General features: G+C 72.6%; 21 protein-coding genes and 1 pseudogene. 9 read left to right on the top strand and 13 right to left on the bottom strand.

Annotated features, from left to right (window positions below; genetic code table 11):
• Window positions 1-28: 28 nt before the first annotated feature.
• From CP980_RS15230 to CP980_RS15220, 3 genes are read right to left on the bottom strand one after another with little or no spacing between them, the layout of a single operon-like run.
• Entirely contained in the window at window positions 29-1768 is a 1740-nt protein-coding gene (locus CP980_RS15230; RefSeq protein ID WP_132758494.1) for an L-aspartate oxidase, read from the bottom strand.
• Window positions 1765-2766: a pantoate--beta-alanine ligase gene (gene panC, locus CP980_RS15225; protein WP_189999089.1), complete on the bottom strand. Its 1002-nt coding sequence runs from the start codon at window positions 2764-2766 to the stop codon at window positions 1765-1767. Before panC ends, CP980_RS15230 begins: the two co-directional genes overlap by 4 nt.
• Entirely contained in the window at window positions 2763-3668 is a 906-nt protein-coding gene (locus tag CP980_RS15220) for a Rossmann-like and DUF2520 domain-containing protein (RefSeq protein ID WP_132758496.1), read from the bottom strand. The genes panC and CP980_RS15220 overlap by 4 nt, the downstream gene beginning before the upstream one ends.
• Before the next feature lie 97 nt (window positions 3669-3765).
• On the opposite strand from CP980_RS15220, the gene CP980_RS15215 reads away from it, so the two are divergent.
• From CP980_RS15215 to CP980_RS15190, 7 genes are all read left to right on the top strand, one after another.
• The gene (locus CP980_RS15215; protein ID WP_150528380.1) at window positions 3766-4887 is read left to right on the top strand and encodes a threonine aldolase family protein; all 1122 of its coding nucleotides are present in this window, start codon (window positions 3766-3768) and stop codon (window positions 4885-4887) included.
• Between the two features lie 169 nt (window positions 4888-5056).
• Entirely contained in the window at window positions 5057-5242 is a 186-nt protein-coding gene (locus tag CP980_RS15210) for a DUF397 domain-containing protein (RefSeq protein WP_132758500.1), read from the top strand.
• A gap of 95 nt (window positions 5243-5337) precedes the next feature.
• Complete coding sequence (locus tag CP980_RS15205) at window positions 5338-6000, top strand: hypothetical protein (protein ID WP_150530232.1); 663 nt, start codon at window positions 5338-5340, stop codon at window positions 5998-6000.
• Between the two features lie 14 nt (window positions 6001-6014).
• Window positions 6015-6188 (top strand): hypothetical protein, encoded by a 174-nt coding sequence (locus tag CP980_RS35130; RefSeq protein WP_165937327.1) that lies wholly within the window; start codon window positions 6015-6017, stop codon window positions 6186-6188.
• Window positions 6189-6341: 153 nt separating this feature from the next.
• On the top strand, window positions 6342-6845 hold the full coding sequence (locus tag CP980_RS15200) for a BlaI/MecI/CopY family transcriptional regulator (protein ID WP_132758502.1): 504 nt from the start codon (window positions 6342-6344) through the stop codon (window positions 6843-6845).
• 9 nt (window positions 6846-6854) lie between these two features.
• The gene (locus CP980_RS15195) at window positions 6855-7385 is read left to right on the top strand and encodes an amino-acid N-acetyltransferase (protein ID WP_132758504.1); all 531 of its coding nucleotides are present in this window, start codon (window positions 6855-6857) and stop codon (window positions 7383-7385) included.
• A gap of 165 nt (window positions 7386-7550) precedes the next feature.
• Window positions 7551-7886 carry a histone-like nucleoid-structuring protein Lsr2 gene (locus CP980_RS15190; protein ID WP_048478489.1) on the top strand — a complete coding sequence of 112 codons (336 nt, stop codon included), beginning with the start codon at window positions 7551-7553 and terminating at the stop codon, window positions 7884-7886.
• Here the strand turns inward: CP980_RS15190 and CP980_RS15185 are convergent.
• Window positions 7868-8512, bottom strand: coding sequence for an SCO3374 family protein (locus tag CP980_RS15185; protein WP_150528379.1), 645 nt, complete (start codon window positions 8510-8512; stop codon window positions 7868-7870). The genes CP980_RS15190 and CP980_RS15185 overlap by 19 nt on opposite strands.
• A gap of 450 nt (window positions 8513-8962) precedes the next feature.
• Here CP980_RS15185 and CP980_RS15175 point away from each other — a divergent pair, with 450 nt between their 5' ends.
• Window positions 8963-11488, top strand: coding sequence for an ATP-dependent Clp protease ATP-binding subunit (locus CP980_RS15175; RefSeq protein ID WP_030158472.1), 2526 nt, complete (start codon window positions 8963-8965; stop codon window positions 11486-11488).
• Window positions 11489-11571: 83 nt separating this feature from the next.
• Here CP980_RS15175 and CP980_RS15170 read toward each other — a convergent pair whose 3' ends face one another.
• Both CP980_RS15170 and CP980_RS35125 read right to left on the bottom strand, forming a co-directional pair.
• Window positions 11572-12684 carry an MFS transporter gene (locus CP980_RS15170; RefSeq protein WP_167535837.1) on the bottom strand — a complete coding sequence of 371 codons (1113 nt, stop codon included), beginning with the start codon at window positions 12682-12684 and terminating at the stop codon, window positions 11572-11574.
• Window positions 12672-12905: a hypothetical protein gene (locus tag CP980_RS35125; protein WP_167535836.1), complete on the bottom strand. Its 234-nt coding sequence runs from the start codon at window positions 12903-12905 to the stop codon at window positions 12672-12674. Before CP980_RS35125 ends, CP980_RS15170 begins: the two co-directional genes overlap by 13 nt.
• Window positions 12906-13282: 377 nt before the next feature.
• Between CP980_RS35125 and CP980_RS15165 the strand changes: the two genes are divergently transcribed.
• Complete coding sequence (locus tag CP980_RS15165) at window positions 13283-13933, top strand: M23 family metallopeptidase (RefSeq protein ID WP_150528377.1); 651 nt, start codon at window positions 13283-13285, stop codon at window positions 13931-13933.
• 4 nt (window positions 13934-13937) lie between these two features.
• Here the strand turns inward: CP980_RS15165 and CP980_RS15160 are convergent, their stop codons facing one another.
• The 7 genes and pseudogenes from CP980_RS15160 to CP980_RS15130 all read right to left on the bottom strand — a co-directional run bounded on the left by CP980_RS15160 (window position 13938) and on the right by CP980_RS15130 (window position 20347).
• Window positions 13938-15113, bottom strand: coding sequence for a LamG-like jellyroll fold domain-containing protein (locus CP980_RS15160; RefSeq protein ID WP_150528376.1), 1176 nt, complete (start codon window positions 15111-15113; stop codon window positions 13938-13940).
• A gap of 98 nt (window positions 15114-15211) precedes the next feature.
• Entirely contained in the window at window positions 15212-16525 is a 1314-nt protein-coding gene (gene cseC / locus CP980_RS15155; protein WP_132758512.1) for a two-component system sensor histidine kinase CseC, read from the bottom strand.
• Complete coding sequence (gene cseB, locus CP980_RS15150; protein WP_150528375.1) at window positions 16522-17235, bottom strand: two-component system response regulator CseB; 714 nt, start codon at window positions 17233-17235, stop codon at window positions 16522-16524. Before cseB ends, cseC begins: the two co-directional genes overlap by 4 nt.
• A gap of 19 nt (window positions 17236-17254) precedes the next feature.
• Complete coding sequence (locus CP980_RS15145) at window positions 17255-17893, bottom strand: hypothetical protein (protein ID WP_132758514.1); 639 nt, start codon at window positions 17891-17893, stop codon at window positions 17255-17257.
• Window positions 17894-17931: 38 nt separating this feature from the next.
• Complete coding sequence (locus CP980_RS15140; protein ID WP_048478496.1) at window positions 17932-18504, bottom strand: SigE family RNA polymerase sigma factor; 573 nt, start codon at window positions 18502-18504, stop codon at window positions 17932-17934.
• Window positions 18505-18801: 297 nt separating this feature from the next.
• Window positions 18802-19710: pseudogene (locus CP980_RS15135) on the bottom strand (HhH-GPD family protein); the annotation flags it as partial.
• A gap of 22 nt (window positions 19711-19732) precedes the next feature.
• A complete protein-coding gene (locus tag CP980_RS15130; protein WP_132758516.1) occupies window positions 19733-20347 on the bottom strand; it encodes a phosphatase PAP2 family protein in 615 nt (204 codons plus the stop codon).
• Between the last annotated feature and the right edge of the window lie 110 nt (window positions 20348-20457).

Here is a 20457-nt window from a genome sequence, read left to right as displayed (position 1 = left end):
TCGTGGTCGTGCTCGTGCTGTTCGGTGCTCACGATGACTGCTCCTGGCTCAGGGGGTGCTGTACGGACGGAAAGCCCGCGGAGTCGGTGGGGGTGACGACCAGGGCCCGCCTCTCGGTGGCGGACAGCCGGACGACGAGGTGGCGGCGCCAGGCGGCGTCGTCGCGGTCGGGGTGGTCCTCGCGCCAGTGGCAGCCGCGGGTCTCCTCGCGGCGCAGGGCCGCGGCGACCAGGACGCGGGCCACGCACAGCAGGTTCGTGGCCTCCCAGGTCTCGACGCCGGGCACGGCGGTCTTGCCGTCCGTCTCCAGCGCCGTGAGGGCCGTCGCGTACAGGTCCTCCAGGGCGGCGGCCGCCGCGCGCAGGGACTCGGCGGAGCGCAGCACGCCCGCCCCGTCCGTCATGATGCGCTGGACCTCGTACCGTGCCTCGGCGGGCTGGAGCGGGCCGCTCGCGGGGACCGGGATGCCGGGGCCGCTGCCGGCGGGCGCTGCGCCGGCGATGTCGGCGGCGATCCGCTCGGCGAAGACGAGCCCCTCCAGCAGGGAGTTGGAGGCGAGCCGGTTCGCGCCGTGCACGCCGGTGCAGGCCACCTCGCCGCAGGCGTAGAGGCCGGGGACGGTGGTGCGGCCGTGCAGGTCGGTGCGTACGCCGCCGGAGGCGTAGTGCGCGGCGGGCGCCACCGGGATCGGCTCGGTCACCGGGTCGATGCCGTGGGAGCGGCAGGCGGCCAGGATGGTGGGGAAGCGCTGCTCCCACATCCGTGCGCCGAAGTGCCGGGCGTCCAGGTACATGTGCTGCGCGCCCTGCTCCTGCATGCGGCGCATGATGCCCTTGGCGACGATGTCGCGGGGGGCCAGCTCGGCCAGCTCGTGCTGCCCCTGCATGAAGCGGACGCCGTCGGCGTCGACCAGGTACGCGCCCTCGCCGCGGACCGCCTCCGAGACCAGCGGCTGCTGGCCCTCGGCGTCCGGTCCGAGGAAGAGCACGGTCGGGTGGAACTGGACGAACTCCAGGTCGGAGACCTCGGCCCCGGCCCGCAGCGCGAGCGCGACCCCGTCGCCGGTGGACACCGACGGGTTGGTGGTGGCCGAGAAGACCTGGCCCATGCCTCCGGTCGCGAGGATCACGGCGGGGGCGTGGACGGCGCCGACGCCGTCGTGCTGTCCCTCGCCCATGACGTGCAGGGTGACCCCGGCCGTACGGCCCTCGGCGTCCTGGAGCAGGTCCAGCACGAGCGCGTTCTCGACCGTACGGATGCCCGCTCGCTGGACGGCTTCGACCAGCGCGCGGGAGATCTCGGCGCCGGTGGCGTCGCCGCCCGCGTGCGCGATCCGGCGGCGGTGGTGGCCGCCCTCGCGGGTCAGCTCTATCTCGCCGGTCTCGGCGGAGGTGTCGAAGACGGCCCCGGTGGCCATGAGCCTGCGCACGGCGTCCGGCCCCTCGGTCACCAGCAGCCGTACGGCGGCCTCGTCGCACAGCCCGGCGCCCGCGACCAGCGTGTCGTCCAGGTGCTGCTCGGGGGTGTCGCCCTCGCCGAGGGCCGCGGCGATCCCGCCCTGGGCCCAGCGCGTGGAGCCGTCGTCGAGGCGGGCCTTGGTGACCACGACCGTACGGCGGCCCGCGGCGGCGCAGCGCAGTGCGGCGGTCAGGCCGGCGACGCCGGAGCCGACGACCACGACGTCGGCGTCGAGGGCCCAGCCGGGGGCGTTGGCGTGCAGCCGTATGCCGGTACCGGCGGTGCCTGTGCCTGTGCCTGGGGTGCTCACGTGTGTGCTCCGAACTCCAATGGGATGTTGTCGATCAGCCGGGTCGTCCCCACCTTGGCGGCGACGGCCAGGACCGCCTGCCCGGTGAATTCGGGGCGGACGTCGGTGAAGTCCTGCGGATCCACCAGCGCCAGGTAGTCCAGCACCAGCGGCGGATCGTGCCGGCCCGCCTCCTCCAGGACGTGCCGGGCGGCGGCCCGTACGGCGTCCGGCAGCCCGGTGCCCGCGGCGGACACGGCGTGCGCGTCGGCGGCGCAGCGGATCTCGCCGAGCCGGGCCAGGGCGGTGGCCCGCTCGTCGCTGGTGGGGGAGGCCTCGGCGCGGGCCCGCAGCGCGGCCTGCGCGGCGAGCCGGTCCTGCCCGGCGAACAGGGCGCGGGACAGGGCCAGGGCGGTGCGCCGCTCCTGGGGGGACAGGTACCGGTTGCGGGAGGACAGCGCGAGCCCGTCCTCCTCGCGGACGGTCGGTACGCCGACCACCTCGACGGGGAAGTTCAGGTCGGTCACCATCCGCCGGATCAGGGCCAGTTGCTGCGCGTCCTTCTGGCCGAAGAGGGCCAGGTCGGGGCGGGTGAGGTGGAGCAGCTTGGCGACGACCGTCAGCATGCCGTCGAAGTGGCCGGGCCGGGTGGCCCCTTCGAGGCGCTCGCCCATCGGGCCGGCGCTGACCCGCACCTGGGGGTCGCCGCCGGGGTAGACCTCGTCGACGGCCGGGGCGAACACGGCGTCGGCGCCTGCCGCGCGGGCGATCTCCAGGTCGGCGTCGAGGGTGCGGGGGTAGCGGTCGAGGTCCTCGTTCGCCCCGAACTGCAGCGGGTTCACGAAGACGGTGACCACGACCTGGCCCGTCCGCCCGGCCCGCTCGCGGGCCGAACGGATGAGGGTGGCGTGGCCCTCGTGGAGGGCGCCCATGGTCATGACGACGGCCCGGGGGCCCTCGGCGGCGCGCGGGAGCTTGTGCAGCTCCTCGGCGGTGTCGATCAGCAGCAGCTCGGTCACTGGTCCCCACCCTCGGGATCGGCGAGCACGCCCAGGAGGTCCTCGGCGAGTTCGGGCTTGAGGAGGCCGTGCGCGAGGGCCCGGTCGGCCGTCGTCCGGGCCATGGCCAGGTACCCGGCGACCGAGGCGGGCGCGTGCCTGCGCAGCTCCGCCACGTGCGCGGCGACCGTGCCGGCGTCCCCGCGGGCCACCGGGCCGGTCAGCGCGGCGTCTCCCGAGCGCAGGGCGTTGTCGAGGGCGGCGCCGAGCAGCGGGCCGAGCATCCGATCGGGGTGCTCGACCCCGGCCTTGGCCAGCAGCTCCATGGACTGGGCGACCAGGGTGACCAGGTGGTTCGCGCCGAGGGCGAGGGCCGCGTGGTAGAGCGGACGGTTCTCCTCCGCGATCCACTCGGGCTCCCCGCCCATCTCGATGACCAGGGCCTCGGCCGCGAGCCGCAGCTCCTCGGGGGCCGTCACGCCGAACGAGCAGCCGGCCAGGCGCTGCACGTCCACCTCGGTGCCGGTGAAGGTCATCGCGGGGTGCAGGGCCAGCGGCAGCGCGCCCGCCCGCCGGGCCGGGTCCAGGACGGCGGTCCCGTACCGCCCGGAGGTGTGGACGAGGAGCTGCCCGGGCCGGACCGCCCCGGTCTCGGCGAGCCCCTCGACGAGCGCCGGCAGCGCGTCGTCGGGCACGGTCAGCAGCACCAGGTCGGCCAGCTCCAGCACCTGCGCGGGCGGTACGAGCGGCACGTCGGGCAGCATCCGCGCGGCGCGCCTGCGCGAGACGTCGGAGACGCCGGAGACGGCGACCGGCCGGTGCCCGGTCTGCTGGAGCGCACGGGCCAGCGCGGGGCCGACCCGGCCTGCGCCGACGACGCCCACGGTGAGCCGGGCGGGGCGCGGTTGCTGGGATGAATTCACGCGGGGAAGGCCTTCCGTTCCAGTCCGCGGGGGGTACCGGACGATACGCCGCCATGCTAGCCCCTGGGCGTGTTGGCCGGTCGGCGATGATCGGGGCATGACGGGTGACGAGGATCTGACGAAGCGGCTGGTGGCGGCGGGGCGTACGGCGCGGCGGACGCTCACGCGCAGCCTGCGCGAGGCGACGGTCGGGGAGCTGCTGGCGGGGCTGGCCGCACCGGACCCCGACGAGCCGGCCGACGTGTACGGCGACGGGGTGGTGACCCGGCTCGAAGAGAGGGTGGCGCAGCTGCTGGGGACCGAGGACGCGGCGTTCTTCCCGTCCGGGACGATGGCCCAGCAGATCGCGCTGCGCTGCTGGGCCGGGCGGACCGGGAACCCGGTGGTCGCCCTGCACCCGATGAGCCATCCGGAGATGTGGGAGGGCGGGGCGCTGTCGCTGGTCTCGGGCCTGCGCACGGTGCACCCGACGAAGGACCCGCGCCAGCCCACGGCGGAGGAGGTCGCGGATCTGGCGGAGCCCTTCGGCACGCTGATGCTGGAGCTCCCGCTGCGCGAGGCGGGCTTCCTCCTGCCCACCTGGGAGGAGCTGGAGGCGCTCGTCGGCGCGGCCCGCGAGCGGGACGCGGTGGTCCACTTCGACGGGGCCCGGCTGTGGGAGGCGACGGTGCACTTCGGGAGGCCGCTGGAGGAGATCGCGGGGCTCGCGGACTCCGTGTACGTCTCGTTCTACAAGTCCCTCGGCGGGCTCAGCGGCGCCGCCCTGGCGGGCTCCTCCTCCCTGGTCGCGGAGGCGCGGGTCTGGCGCCACCGGTACGGGGGCCAGGTCTTCCGCCAGTTCCCGCAGGCCCTGTCCGCGCTGGCCGGGCTGGACCGGGAGCTCCCGCGCCTGCCCTCGTACGTGGCCCAGGCGCGCAGGGTGGCCGCGGCGCTGGGCGGGGCGCTGGCCGACGGGCCGGTCCCGTGGTTCCGGATCAACCCGCAGACCCCGCACACGCACCAGTTCCAGCTCTGGCTGCCGTACGAGGCCGACCGGCTGACGGAGGCGGGGGTCCGCACGGCGGAGGAGACCGGCACGGTCCTCTTCCACCGCTGGTCGCCGGCGGCGGCGCCGGGCGTCTCGATGACGGAGCTGACGGTCACGGCCCCGGGCCTGGAGTGGACCCCGCAGGACGTGGAGGAGGCGGTCGGGGCCTTCACCGCCCGCCTCCACCCCTGACGGGACGCGGGGCCCGCCCCGGCGTCGGCCCCGCCCCGCAGATCCGCGAATGGTCCCGCCCCTGCAACGGCGACGCACCGATTTCCGCCGAAGTCATCGGTCCGGCGCCCCCTCCCGGTTACCTTCCCTCCACGGGAAAGCAACGGAGCCGTCCCCCGGAGGAGACACCATGACCGCTCACCCCGCCTGGCAGAAGTCCACGTACTGCGGCGAAGGAGACGCCTGCGTCTACGTCTCCGCCGCCCCCGGCCACCTGGTCCGGGTGGCCGACCGGGCCGACCCGGCGCACCTGGTTCTGGCCACCACCCAGTCCGCCTGGGCCGACTTCCTTGACGCCGTCAAGGCGGACGGGTAGCCATCGGCGCGCCCGAAATCATGCCGCTGAGGGGATTTTGTCCGATTAGCGCGTATCTTCGGCCCATGCCCACGCCCTACGGATCCCGCGGCGGCATGGCGTTCAGCGCCGCCGAGCTGCACGTGCTCAGGCGAACGCTCGCCCACGCCCTCCAGTCCTCCACGGCCCCCGCCCCCCTGACGACCCCCGAGGTCCAGGACTGTCTGCGCCTCGCGCAGTCGGTGGACGAAGCGGTCCAGGAGGCGGGGCGGCTCAGAGAGTTCCTCCTCGCCGACCTCGCCCGCTACCGCGGGGCCCTGCCCGGCAGCCTCTCCGGCTACCTGGAGCTGCTCCAGGACGCCCTGGCGGCGGGGTACGAGCCCGTCCCCGACGACCTGGCCGCGCTGCGCGCCCTGCGGGCCAACCCGGTCGCGGCGGCGGTGCTGGAGCGCTGCCAGGGCATCGCCGAGCGCTCCGTACGCAGGCGGCTCTCCACCGCCCCGCCGCCCCGGACCCGGCTGCTGGCCCTGTCCGGGGGCAAGGACACGAGGGAGCGCCGGGACGTCCGGGGCGCCCTGGACGGGAGGGGCGACGCGGGCGGCAAGGACGGCAAGGGCGGCAAGGACGGCAAGGAAGAGCCCGCCCGGCCCGCACCGGCCCCCAAGGAGCCGCCGCGCCCCGAGCGCCCGTCCGAGCGGCCCATCCCGACCCCCGGCGAGGTGTTCCCGCCGCGCCGCAAGCCGACCCCGCCCCCCGAGGCCGGGCTCGCCGCCGGGTAGCTACGCTTGGGGGCATGGACTACGTTTCCGCGCTCGTGCCCCCCGTAGTGATGGCCGGCTTCTTCATCGCGCTCGTCGTGACGATCGTGAAGAGCCAGGGCGGCGCCAACAAGGCCAAGGAAGACGCGGCCGTCGACGCCGTGATCGCCCGCGCCGAGGCCGCTCAGCAGACCCGGCCCGGCAACTAGTCCGCCCGGCCTTCCCCGCGTGACCCCGCGCGCGCCGGTTCCGCGCGCCGGTTCGGCGCGCCCTCCCCGGTAACGCTGCGCCCCCGCATTCTTGCGGCGAGTTGCGCTCCGAATAGCCGGGCAATTCCGCACATTCCACACTATCGTGCTGTTGTGCCTCGCCCCTTGGGAGAACTCGAAGACGCGGTCATGACGCGGGTGTGGCAGTGGAACCGCCCGGTCACTGTTCGTGAAGTTCTGGAAGACCTCCAGCAGGAACGGTCCATCGCGTACACCACCGTCATGACGGTTATGGACAATCTCCATCAGAAGGGCTGGGTCCGCCGGGAAGCCGAAGGCCGGGCCTATCGATATACGGCGGTCTCCACCCGCGCCGCCTACTCGGCCGCACTGATGAACGAAGCCTGGTCGACGAGCGACAACCCCGCCGCCGCCCTCGTGGCCTTCTTCGGCATGATGTCCGCCGAACAGCGCGACGCCTTGCGCGACGCCTTCCGCATCGTCGGGTACGACGACGGGACGGCCGCCGAGCCGCCCGCCGAGTCCGCGGGCCGGCCACCTGTCGCCCCTTCCGCCGCCCCGCCCGCGGCCCCTTCCGCCGAACCCCCTCCCGCCGAAGAGGACTCCGCCGAGCGCGGGGCCGAGCCCGGGCGATAGCGTCCGGGCATGGGTGAGTTTTCCGCTGAACACGCAAAAACAGTGACGATCCGCCGTGCCCGCACCGGCGATGTTCCCGCTCTGCGACGCCTCCTCGACCAGTACGTGCAGCAGCGGATCCTCCTCGACAAAGCCCCGGTCGTCCTTTACGAGGACATCCAGGAGTTCTGGGTCGCGGAACGCGACCCGGACGGGCAGGTCGTCGGCTGCGGCGCTCTCCACGTCATGTGGGAAGACCTGGCGGAAGTCCGCACTCTGGCGGTCGACCGCGACTTGAAGGGCGCCGGAGTCGGGCATCAGCTGCTGCGGCAGTTGTTGGACACCGCGCGCACGCTCGGTGTCGCCAAGGTTTTCTGCCTCACCTTCGAAGTGGACTTCTTCGCGAAGCACGGCTTCGTCGAGATCGGGGAGACCCCGGTCGAGACCGATGTCTACATGGAGCTCCTGCGTTCCTATGACGAGGGTGTCGCCGAGTTCCTCGGTCTCGAACGAGTGAAGCCGAACACCTTGGGCAACAGTCGGATGCTTCTGCACCTCTGAACGATCACGGCGGCTTTTCCCGTGCTCCGCGCACCTGTGGCCTATGTCCGAATCGCGCACGTTTCCCGCCGCGTTGCGGTCTCGAACCTCTCCCCGGGGGTTTGTGTTTTCCACGGAAAAGCGGTTTCCTTTCCGCGTACTGCTTTTCGATGAAAGGAAATCCCGGTGGCACAGAAGGTTCAGGTCCTTCTTGTCGACGACCTCGACGGTGGCGAGGCGGACGAGACCGTGACGTTCGCTCTGGATGGCAAGACCTACGAGATCGACCTCACCACCGCCAACGCGGAGAAGCTGCGCTCCGCGCTCGCCGACTACGTGAAGGGCGCCCGCCGCACCGGTGGCCGTGCCTCGGGCGGTCGCGCCAAGACCCGTACGGCCGCGGCGTCCGGAAACCCGGACACCGCCGAGATCCGCGCGTGGGCCAAGGCCCAGGGCATGAGCGTCAACGACCGCGGGCGCGTTCCGCAGGAGATCCGCGAGGCCTACGAGAACCGGGCCTGACCCGCCAGGGTCTGATCCGGCCGGCCCGCCCGGGGCCCGGCCACGGCGCTCCGCGGGGGTGTACGCCGCCACAGGTGCGCCCGGTGGCATTCCGTCGCGGCGGCGGCGACCAGGCGTACGAGATCGGGCCCGGCACCACCGTGCCGGGGACCGGCGCCCTGCCCAGGACCGGGCAGGGAAGGCAGCAGTGCCTCACACCCCTGCTCGGGGGGCCGCAGCCACACGGCGGCTCCCCGGGGACTTCCCCCGGGGTGTCCCGGCGGGACCGGGGCCGAGATCCGGCCGCCGGCGCCCAGCGCGGTGAGGTCCAGGGCGACCCCGCCCCACTCCAGCCAGTCCAGCAGCCCGTCCAGCTCGTCCGCGCTCCCCGCGGCCACCAGGAACCGCATCCTGCGCCCGGCGAGCGCCACCGGACCCGTGCCGAGCGGCCGGCGCAGCAGCCGCTCCCCGGCGTCGGCGGGCACCTCCAGCACGTCGAACCGCACCCCGGTGACCAGCTCCGCCGGCGGCCCCTGCGCGACCGGCCAGCCGAGCACTTCCGCGTACCAGGACGCGTACGCGTCCAGGTACGGATCCGCGGGTGGATCCTCGGGCGCGACGCGGGGCGGTGGAACGGTGACGGCCATGACCGGAGCAACTCCGGAGCGCCACCGGAGTTACGCAGTGCGCCGGTCTCAATGCGGAACGTAAACATCCGTCGAGGTGGAGTCCCACATTCGGGACGCAATCGTGTTCGCCCGTAGCGGAGGGAACCGGTGCCACCGGCATGGAGTGTCAGTCCTTACGGGTAAGACATTCCTAGTGGATCGGGGCGACACGCTGATTTGGGCGGGTTCCGTTCGCCATCGGCGTACACGTGTGACGGGTATCTGCCTGGCCTGCGGGAACATCGTCTCGCACCATCGGGTTGGAGCAGTTGTCGGCTGTTGAAGCCGGTTTTCCCCACTGACGTGGGGGTGATCGCGGACGGATGTCGGCAGTTGGAATGAGCTGTCCCGCCCCGCGGGACTAGCATGCGGAAGGACAGGGCGGGGACCGACCCCGAACTGCCCGACCGCTCTGAGGAGCGATAAACGATGTTCGAGAGGTTCACCGACCGCGCGCGGCGGGTTGTCGTCCTGGCTCAGGAAGAAGCCCGGATGCTCAACCACAACTACATCGGCACCGAGCACATCCTCCTGGGCTTGATCCACGAGGGTGAGGGTGTCGCCGCTAAGGCCCTGGAGAGCCTCGGGATTTCGCTCGAGGCTGTTCGCCAGCAGGTTGAGGAGATCATCGGTCAGGGGCAGCAGGCCCCGTCCGGCCACATCCCCTTCACCCCGCGGGCGAAGAAGGTCCTGGAGCTTTCGCTCCGAGAGGCCCTCCAGCTCGGCCACAACTACATCGGCACCGAGCACATCCTGCTCGGCCTCATTCGCGAGGGCGAGGGCGTCGCCGCCCAGGTCCTGGTGAAGCTGGGCGCCGATCTCAACCGAGTCCGGCAGCAGGTCATCCAGCTGCTCTCCGGCTACTCCGGCGGAGGCAAGGAGTCGGCCACGGCCGGCGGCCCGGCCGAGGGCACCCCCTCGACCTCCCTCGTCCTGGACCAGTTCGGCCGCAATCTCACGCAGGCCGCCCGCGAATCCAAGCTCGACCCGGTCATCGGGCGCGAGAAGGAGATCGAGCGGGTCATGCAGGTCCTGTCCCGCCGTACCAAGAACAACCCGGTCCTCATCGGCGAGCCCGGCGTCGGCAAGACCGCCGTCGTCGAGGGCCTGGCCCAGGCGATCGTCAAGGGCGAGGTTCCCGAGACGCTGAAGGACAAGCACCTCTACACGCTTGACCTCGGCGCCCTGGTCGCGGGTTCCCGCTACCGCGGTGACTTCGAGGAGCGCCTGAAGAAGGTGCTCAAGGAGATCCGCACCCGCGGCGACATCATCCTGTTCATCGACGAGCTCCACACCCTCGTGGGTGCGGGCGCCGCCGAGGGCGCGATCGACGCCGCCAGCATCCTCAAGCCCATGCTGGCCCGTGGTGAGCTCCAGACCATCGGTGCCACGACGCTGGACGAGTACCGCAAGCACCTTGAGAAGGACGCGGCCCTTGAGCGCCGCTTCCAGCCGATCCAGGTGGCGGAGCCTTCCCTCCCCCACACGATCGAGATCCTCAAGGGTCTGCGCGACCGCTACGAGGCCCACCACCGCGTCTCCATCACGGACGAGGCCCTGGTCCAGGCGGCGACGCTGGCCGACCGGTACATCTCGGACCGCTTCCTGCCGGACAAGGCGATCGACCTGATCGACGAGGCCGGCTCCCGGATGCGCATCCGCCGGATGACCGCGCCGCCGGACCTCCGCGAGTTCGACGAGAAGATCGCGGGCGTGCGCCGCGACAAGGAGTCGGCCATCGACTCCCAGGACTTCGAGAAGGCGGCTTCCCTCCGCGACAAGGAGAAGCAGCTGCTGGCGGCGAAGGCCAAGCGCGAGAAGGAATGGAAGGCCGGCGACATGGACGTCGTCGCCGAGGTCGACGGCGAGCTCATCGCCGAGGTCCTCGCGACCGCGACCGGCATTCCCGTCTTCAAGCTCACCGAGGAGGAGTCCTCGCGACTGCTCCGCATGGAAGACGAGCTGCACAAGCGGGTCATCGGCCAGAAGGACGCCATCAAGGCGCTCTCCCAGGCGATCCGCCGTACCCGTGCGGGTCTGAAGGACCCGAAGCGCCCGGGTGGCTCGTTCATCTTCGCCGGTCCGTCCGGTGTCGGTAAGACCGAGCTCTCCAAGACGCTCGCCGAATTCCTCTTCGGCGACGAGGACGCGCTGATCTCCCTCGACATGTCGGAGTTCAGCGAGAAGCACACGGTTTCGCGGCTCTTCGGTTCGCCCCCCGGCTACGTGGGCTACGAAGAGGGCGGCCAGCTCACCGAGAAGGTGCGCCGCAAGCCGTTCTCCGTCGTCCTCTTCGACGAGGTCGAGAAGGCCCACCCGGATATCTTCAATTCCCTTCTCCAGATCCTGGAGGACGGTCGCCTGACCGACTCCCAGGGCCGGGTCGTGGACTTCAAGAACACGGTCATCATCATGACGACCAACCTGGGTACGCGGGACATCTCGAAGGGCTTCAACCTCGGCTTCGCCGCCGTGGGCGACGTCAAGACCGGTTACGACCGGATGAAGGCGAAGGTCAACGAAGAGCTCAAGCAGCACTTCCGGCCCGAGTTCCTGAACCGTGTCGACGACACGGTCGTCTTCCACCAGCTCTCGCAGGAAGACATCATCCAGATCGTCGACCTGATGATCGCCAAGGTCGACGAGCGCCTGAAGGACCGCGACATGGGCATCGAGCTGAGCGGCGACGCGAAGCTCCTGCTCGCCAAGCGGGGCTACGACCCGATCCTGGGTGCCCGCCCGCTGCGTCGCACCATCCAGCGCGAGATCGAGGACATCCTGTCGGAGAAGATCCTCTTCGGCGAGCTGCGTCCCGGTCACATCGTGGTCGTGGGCAAGGAGGGCGACGGCGAAGACGCCAAGTTCACCTTCCGCGGCGAGGAGAAGTCGGCCCTGCCCGACCTCCCCCCGATCGAGGCCACGGGCTCCGGCCCGGACCTGTCGAAGGGCGCGTGACCCGCAAGGGTCGGCTGTAACGAGGGGCGGCCCCGGAACCACACGGTTCCGGGGCCGCCCCTTTGCCGTGCCGCGGCGGAGGCCTACCGCACGGCCGCCCCGCCGAAGGCGGACGGGAACTCGCGGAGGTAGGCCTCGTCGAGCTCCTCGTCGGGCATGGCCAGGAACCGGGTGAGCGACCGGTCCGCGCGGGCGATGCCGGCGCACAGGCAGATGACCCCGCCGAGGGCGGTGAGCGCGAGCCATTCACCCGACGTACGGGAGATCAGACCGCCGGCCAGGGAGCCCAGGGGCATCACGATCCCCGACAGGAAGGACGCCGCGGCGACCATCCTGTTGCGGAATTCCGAGGGCGTGGCCAGCAGCCGTACCGTGCCGGTGTTCACGGTCACCATGCACAGCCCCGCCCCGGAGACCATGAGCAGCAGGGACGCCACGGCGGTGAACACGAGCGGTGCGCCGGGGCCGGTCAGGGCGACGGCGGCGCCGGTCCCGACGAAGCCCGCGCCGAGGGCCGCGAACCCGTACGGCACGGTGCGGCGCCGACCCACCGCGCGGTTGCTCCACCCGACGACGAGGGCGCTCCCCAGGATCATGCCGACGGCGAAGGCCGATTCGACGATGCTCAGGACCCAGGTCCGGCCCGGGTGGTGGGAGGAGACGAGTGCGGGCACGACCACGGCGAAGACGGGGAACAGCGCGAAGTCCACCGCCATGGCCAGCAGGGCCAGCCGCCACTCCGGCACGACACCCCTGATGGCCCGGAACCCGGCCGCGGCGTCGGCCGCCCAGGAGGCCGCGCCCACCGCGGCCCGCTCCCGGGGGCGTGCGGGGGCCGCGGGCATCGGGAGCGCCGCCGTCAGCGCGGCGCACACCGTGACGACGGCGCAGGACAGCGCCAGGACGGCCGAGTAGCCGAGGGGGCCGACGAGGGCGCCCGCGACGATGGGGCCGGAGAAGGAGGACAGGGAGGCCATCGCGCTGCGCACGCGCACCGCGCCGGCGACCGCGGTCGTGTCCACCACCGCGCGGACGGCGGACGTCAGCAGGGGTTCGCGAACCCCCAGGCCCACGCCGAGCAGGGCCACCCCGGTCAGAACCAGCGCCAGGTGGTGGACGCCCGCGAACGCCAGGCCCGCCAGGAGGCCGCTCACGGCCGCCGACCCGGCGAAGCAGCAGACGATCACGCGCCGCACGGGGAGACGATCGCCGACCCAGCCCAGGGCTCCGCGGAGAACACGTCGGCGGCGACGCCCACGCCGAGCACCAGGCCGAGGAGCGCGTCGTCCCCCGTCCGGTCCAGGACCCACCAGGCGACCGCGATCTCCAGGCAGCGGGTGGCCATGCTCCCGCAGAAGCCGGCCGCCTGCAGCAGTGCGAACGCGCGGCCGGGCCGGGCGACCGCGGCGGGTTCCATACGGGTGCCTCTTCGATGATCCACGGCGCGCAAGGGTAGCCGCGGGGTCCGGACGGTTGCGGGGGTTTCGGTCCTCGGGGGGCGGCGAAGGTGCCGCGCCGGTGACAAGCCGCACAGGGCAAAACGGACCTACTAGGGCGTCTCGTAGGCGTGATGTCCGTTTTGCCCCTGTCGGGGCGGGGCTTCGGGCCAGTCGGGGCGGGGTCAACCGGTTGCGTCACACGCCCACGGCCTACGAGCCCCGGTAGTAATCGGGAGGTTTGGGGATACCGCGGGGCACGGGTTACCAAGGGTGGGCAAGCCCGGCATCCGCTCACCAGCGTGCCGGGTGGCTTCTTGCCCGAAGCGTCCCTTGTCCCCGGCCCGGAGGTCCTCCTATGTCCGCGAAGCGCAGCATCACCCGTCGTACCCGTATCGCCGTCGGCGCCACCGCTCTCGGTGCGGCGCTGGCTCTCGGGGCCGGGACGACCGCCGCCTTCGCCGACACGGCTCCGGAGACCACCCTGACCGGCACCGCCGCGCTGGTCGCCGCCCAGGCCAAGGCCCAGGCCTCCGTGGCCGCCGCCGCCAACGCGGCCGCCGCCAAGGCCACCGCCGCCAAGGCCGTCGTCGCCTGGCAGAAGCCGGTCGCGCGCTACACGCTCTCCGCGACCTTCGGCAAGGGCGGCACCATGTGGTCCCACAAGCACTCGGGCCAGGACTTCGCCTGCCCCGTCGGCACCCCGGTCAAGGCCGCCTCCGCCGGCACGATCGTCAAGGCCGGCCCCAACGGCGGCGGCGACGGCCCGGCGTACGGCAACGCCATCGTGATCAAGCACGCGAACAACACGTACTCGCAGTACGCGCACCTCTCGAAGATCCAGGTCCGGATCGGCCAGAAGGTCGCCAAGGGCTCGCAGATCGCGCTGTCCGGCAACACCGGCAACTCCAGTGGCCCGCACCTCCACTTCGAGATCCGCACCACCCCGAACTACGGCTCGGCCGTGAACCCGGTCTCCTTCCTGCGCAACGCCGGCGTCACCGTCTGACGCGTCAGTACAGGAGCCAGGAGCCGGTCGGCTTCGACTTCGCGTCGACCCGGCCCGGCCTGAGGGTGTCGATCTGGGCGGGCGACAGCACCGAGGCGTACGTCTGCACGCTCTCCATCGCCCCGTTCCACGGCGCGGTCCACTTGTCCTCGTGGCGGGAGCGGGCCAGCTCCAGCGGGCCCGGCGCCTGGAAGACCCCCGGGACGGGAGCCTCGCCGGTCTTCTTCCCGTTCACGTAGAGGGCGATCTGCTTGCGCTCGGCGTCGTAGGTCCCGGTCACGGTGGAGAACGTCTTCTCCATCTTCGGGCTCTCGCCGCTGACGGTCACGGCGGTCGCCTCGGCCCCCTGGTCGCCGGTCTGGACGCGGAAGACCCAGGCGGGCTTGCCGTTCACCTGGTCCAGGCCCAGCTCGAACGAGAAGGACTTCTCGTTGCCCTGGCTGACGGCGATCTGGCGCCCCTTCGGCGCCCGGTTCCAGACGCGGGCCGAGACGGTGAAGCTCTTGGCCGTGTCCACCACGCGCTTCTCGGACTCGGCGTACGAGTTCTCGTTGCCCTTCGTACGGACCTCGAAGCGCTTGTCGATCGGGAAGACCCCGGCGTCGGGGCCCATCTTCAGCGGGGCCTTTCCGCTGCGGTCCCGGATCTGGGTCGGGTCGTCCTTGACGGTCGGGGTGTTGTCGACGGGCGCCTTGCTCTTCGACCCGCTGGGCGAGGGCGAGGCCGACACGGACGGGGACGCCTTGTCGTCCACCGCCTCGTTCTTGCCGCCGTCGTCCCCGCTCATCAGCAGGAACGTTCCGCCTCCGGCGAGCAGCGCCAGTACCGTCACCGCACCGCCGATCGTCCACAGCCGCTTCTTGCGCCTCTCGGCCGCCGAACGGTCCGCCATGGCCTCCCAGTCCGGCTGGTCCGGCTGCGGGGCGAACGGCCCCGGGGCGCCGGGGAAGCCGGGACCGCCCGGAGCACCCGGCGGCGTCGGCGCGCCCATGTCCGGGAGCCCCTGGGCCCACTGCTGCGGAGCCGGGCCGAAGCCACCGCCGCCGTCCTGGGCCGGAGCGCCGGGCGGGTAGCCGTAGCCGGACGCGGAGGTCGGCGGGGCCGGCGGGAACCCGTAGCCCCCGTTCCCCGGGGTGGGCTGGGGCTGCGGGCTGCTGGGGGGATTCGTACCGTCGGTCATCCAGGGATGCTAAAACACCGGTCCGCGCGCGGGTACGGCCCGGTCCCGGTCGGATCGCGCCGCGGCGGCCGAGCCGGCCGCGGACCGCCCCGGCGCCCCTACTGCGACAGCTTGACGACCGGGAAGCTGCCGGTCGCCGTCGGCGCCTGCTCCGGCAGCCACAGCACCGCCACCGCGCCCGCCGCCGCGCCCTCGCGGTCCGCGCCGCCGGGAGCCGCCACGTTGCGGAACGTCAGCCGGGCGCCCAGCACCCGCGCCTGCCCCTCCGCGATCGTCAGCCCCAGCCCGTGCCCGACACCCGCCCGGTCCGTGGACCCGGTGCGGAACCGGCTCGGCCCCTCGCGCAGCAGCGCCTCGGGGAAGCCCGGACCGTGGTCCCGGACCCGTACGACCCGGCCCTCGATGTCGACCTGGACCGGCGGCTGCCCGTACCGCGAGGCATTGGCCAGCAGGTTGCCCAGGATCCGCTCCAGCCGCCGCGGGTCGGTGCTGACGATCTCGTCCGCCACCACCCGTACCGAGGCCTCCGGCATCAGCGCGGTCACCCGCCGGCTCACGAACTCGCCCAGCGCCACGTCCTGAAGCTCCGCCCGCTCGGACGCGCTGTCCAGCCGGGCCACCTCCAGCACGTCCTCGACCAGCGCCCGCATCGCCTGCGCCCGGTCGCGCACCAGCTCCGCCGGCCGCCCCGGAGGCAGCAGCTCCGCCGCCGTGAGCAGGCCCGTCACGGGGGTGCGCAGCTCGTGCGCGATATCGGCGGTCACCCGGCGCTCGGCCTCCAGCCGCTGCTGGAGGGCGTCCGCCATGGCGTCCACGGCCCGCGCGAGGTCGTCGGTCTCGTCCCGTACGACGCCCCCGACCGCGTCCCGCACCCGTACGTCGGGATCCCCGTGCGCCACCCGCTGCGCGGCGGCCGCGGCCTTGCGCAGCCGGCGCGAGATCTGCCCGCCGATGAGCACACCGAGCGCGGCGCCCGCGACCACGACGGAGATCGACCCGACGACCAGGGCCCGGTCCAGGTCGCGCACCATGTTGGCGCTCTCCGTGAACTCGCTGTGCAGCGACAGCACCTGCCCGTTCCCGAGCGGCACCGCGGCCCACACCACGGGCACGTTCTTCCTCGACTCCTGGATGTACGTACCGCGCCGCCCCGACCGCGCCTTCTCGCGCAGCGGGGCGGGCAGTTCGGGGTCGTTGACCTTCGCCCCGAGGAGCGGCTTGCGCCCGGCCTCGACGAAGCGGGCGATGACGTTCACGTTCGCCAGCTGGGCCTCGCGCGCGCTCTCCAGCATCGACACGCGGGCAGCACTGTGCACGACCAGGCTCAGTGCCACGGCGACGAGCGCGCCGACGGCGGCGATGGCGAGCGTGATCTTCCAGCGGATCCCCGTACGGAGGGTGAAGCGCCTCATGCCTTCAGCTTGTATCCGAATCCTCGGACCGTTTCGATGCGGTCCTGTCCGATCTTGGTGCGCAGCCGCTGGACGTGGACGTCCACGACGCGGGTGTCACCGCCCCAGTCGTAGTCCCAGACCCGCTCCAGCAGGCGGTCGCGCGAGAGGACGGTGCCGGGCGCGGAGGAGAATTCCAGGAGCAGCCGCATCTCGGTCGGCGTCAGCGCCACCGGGGCGCCGGCCTTGCGGACCTCCATGCCCTCGGTGTCGACCTCCAGGTCGCCGAAGGCCAGCACCCCGCGCTCCTCGGAGCCGTCCTCGTCGTGCGCGCCGGGCCGGCCGTTCTGCGGGCCTCCGGCGTGGCCGAAGCGGCGCAGCACCGCGCGGATGCGGGCGACGAGGACCGAGCCGTCGAAGGGCTTGGTGACGTAGTCGTCGGCGCCCGCCTCCAGGCCGAGGACCACGTCGATCGAGTCGGCGCGCGCCGAGAGCATGATCACCGGGACGGTGGACTCGTCGCGGATCCGGCGGCACAGGCTCACGCCGTCCATGCCGGGCACCATCACGTCGAGCAGGGCGATGTCCGGGCGGTCGGCCCGGAAGGACTCCAGTCCGGAGAGGCCGTCGGGCATGGCCGTGACCACGACCCCGTCGCGTTCTAGCGCCAGGGTCGTGGCCTCACGGATGACGTCGTCGTCCTCCACGAACAGGACATGGGTCTCGGCCATGCGGGAGCCTCGCTCGCTGCTAGTTCTTCTGGGTGACGGCGGGGGCGGGCTGGGCCCCGCCGTCGATGTTGCTGTAGTCGGTGTGGACCCGGTCCTGCTCGGTGAACTTCTCCCCGTTCCAGCGGTACGTGATCACGTCCTCGCCGGACGGGTACGCGAGCGCGTCGCTCTTGGAGTACACCGGCCTGGTGACGACCAGGTCGCCCCGGTCGATCTCGGCGTAGACGGGCGACTGCTCGTCCGAGAAGACATTCTCGTACGTCCCGCCCTCCGACCGGTACACGTACGAGCCCCGGCCCAGCGCGTCGGCGCAGGACAGCACGTTGACGACGATGTCGACGACCGCGTTCCCGGTGACCTTCCCGTAGCTCACGTCGATCGGGTAGTCCTTGCCCGTGCAGGGCTTGAGGTCCCGCTTGACCTCGGCGCTGACCTTGGGGTCCGCCTTGAGCAGCGCGACCGGGTCGACCTTCTTGGAGGGCTTGCCCGACGCGCCGGTCGTGGCCGGGGCGTGGTCGGGCGGGGTGGCCGTCGGCGAGCTGGTCTTGGACACGGGGTCGGTCTGTGCGGGCCCGCCGTCGCGCAGACCGGTCCCGCCGGCGCTGCAACCGGCCGCGAACAGCACGGTGCCGACGAGGACGACCGTCCCCGCCGACATCAGCACCAGCGAACTTCTGCCCCTCAGGCATTGGCCGTTCAGGCCGCGCACCGCTCACGCCCCTCGTACCGGATGGTGTGGTCACCGCGGTGGTCACCGCGCTCCAGCGCGCGCATGTCCAGGTCCCGGCTCTCCAGTTCCTGCCGGAGGCGGGCCAGTGCGCGGTGCAGGGTGCTCTTCACAGTACCCGCAGACATCCCGAGCGCGGCGGCGGTCTCCTCGGTGCTCATCTGCTCCCAGTGCCGCAGCACGACCACGCTGCGCTGCTTGGGCGCGAGCACCTTGAGGATGTCCATCAGCAGGGCGCGGTCGGCGCGCTGGTCGGAGCCGTCCTCGACGGAGGCGTCCGGGAGCTGCTCGGTGGGGACCTCTTCGAGTTTGCGGGCGCGCCACCACTCGGTACGGGTGTTGATCATGACGCGGCGCATGTAGGCGTCGGCGAGGGACTTGTCGGCGATGCCGTCCCAGCGGCCGTACGTGCGCACCAGGGCCGTCTGGAGGAGGTCCTGCGCGTCGGTGGGGTCCGGAACCAGGCGCCGGGCACTGCGCAGGAGCGCGTCCTGCCGAGTGCGTACGTACTCCTCGAATCCGAGTACCTCGCCGTGCGCCATCTCAGACCGCCTCCGTCCCGTGCAACCGCTCGTCCGTTGCCTCTCGCCTTACGGATTCGAAGGTACGGAGGGGTTGTCACGGCCCTGTGCGAGCCAGCCTTCGGTGGGCGCACGGACACCCATAGGTTGTGTAACAGAGCCGTGAGCTGGGGTTTCGCCGAGATAAACGGAATCTCGGGCTCAGCTTGTGGCGGGACTCGCCGGAGTGCTCGCGTCGGGGCTGGTGGGGGTGGTCGAAGCCGTCGTTGCGGAGGCGGTTTCGGCGGTGCTCACGGGGGTAGGAACGGGGGTTCCCTGCGGCAGCCGGTACATCCCCGCCGCGAGCGGCTCGACCAGTCCGTCGGAGACCAGCCCGTCCAGTGCCCGGGCCCGCTGCACCGGCTCGTCCCAGACCGTGTCGAGGACGGCCTGCGGAACCGGCCCGACCGCGTCGCGCAGCACCGCGAGGAGCTTGCCGCGCACCTGCCGGTCGGTCCCCGCGTACGTCTGCCCGCGCCGCGGCGGCCCGTCGTGGGCCGGCTTCCCGGCCAGGCGCCACGCGCACAGCCCGGCCACCGGGCAGCGGGCGCAGTCCGGGGACTTCGCGGTGCACACCAGGGCGCCGAGCTCCATCGAGGCCGCCGCCCAGCGGGCCGCCGTCTCCTCGTCCTCGGGCAGCAGCGCCCGGGCCAGGCGCCGCTCGGCCGCCGTGGTGGCGTTCGGCGGGTACTCGACGCCCGTCGTGGTGCGGGCGAAGACCCGCCGCACGTTGGTGTCCAGTACGGCGTGCCGCTGCCCGTACGCGAAGGAGGCCACGGCCGCCGCCGTGTACTCGCCGATGCCGGGCAGCGCGAGCAGCTGCGCGTGCTCCCGCGGTACGTCGCCCCCGTGCCGCTCCGTTATCGCGACGGCCGCGCCGTGCAGGCGCAGGGCCCGCCGCGGGTAGCCGAGCCGCCCCCAGGCGCGCACGGCCTCGCCGGGGGCCTCGGCGGCCAGGTCGGCGGGGCGGGGCCAGCGGGCGAGCCACTGCTCGTACACCGGCAGGACCCGGCTGACGGGGGTCTGCTGGAGCATGAACTCGCTGACCATGACCCCCCAGGGGCCGGCCTCGGGGCGGCGCCAGGGAAGGTCGCGGGCGTGCTCCTCGAACCAGGCGATGACCGGTGAGTGCAGCGCGTGGGACGCGTCGGAGGACGTCTGGGGGGAAGGGCTGGTGGATGCAGTCATGGCAACGGCATCCTGGCACGTTTCAGGGCCGGCGCGCGGGGCCCGGGCCGGTGAACCAGACAGCGGCGCGCCCCCCGCTCGCCCGCATGGCGGCGGTCATCGTACTGATCGGCCCGGTCAGGGCCGGGACGGCGAGCGCGGCGAGCGCCCCGCCGAGCAGCAGGCCGGCCAGGACGTCGTGCGGGTAGTGGACGCCGACGAAGACCCGGGAGAAGGCCATCAGCACGGCGAGCGGGACGGCCGCGAGCGCGAGACGGCGTACGGCGAGGGCCAGCGCGACGGCGGCGGCGCCCGCGATGGCGGAGTGGTTGCTGGGGAACGACCAGTCGCCCGGGGCCGGGCAGGCGAGGAGCGGGGCGGCGGCCCCGGCGACCGCCCGACAGGGCCGTTCCTCGTCCACGGCGGACTTCACGAGCTCGGAGGCGACGTACGCGAGGGCGGTGGCGAGCGGCGCGGCGACGGCGAGGGCGACGGCCCGCGGGCCCGCCTGACCGCGGGCCCGCCACCACACGGCTATGAAGAGCAGACCGAAGAGCAGGAGCCCGTACTCCGTCCAGACCTCGAACGCCGACTGCGCCCAGCCGGGCGCGGAACGGGCGGAATCGGTGATGGCGCGGTAGAGGCCGGAGGAGTCCATGCTCACCGACCGTACTCAAAGCCGATCAATTCCGGCGTCGGGCTCTTGGCCGATTCTCGACGGTCAGAGGTCGGTCCGCAGGATGATCATCGGCAAAACAAGCCGGTTGC

The organism is Streptomyces vinaceus, from assembly GCF_008704935.1.
Classification (GTDB): Bacteria; Actinomycetota; Actinomycetes; order Streptomycetales; family Streptomycetaceae; genus Streptomyces; species Streptomyces vinaceus.
Note: the sequence above shows the minus strand (reverse complement) of the source record. Positions and strands in the feature narration are given on the sequence as shown.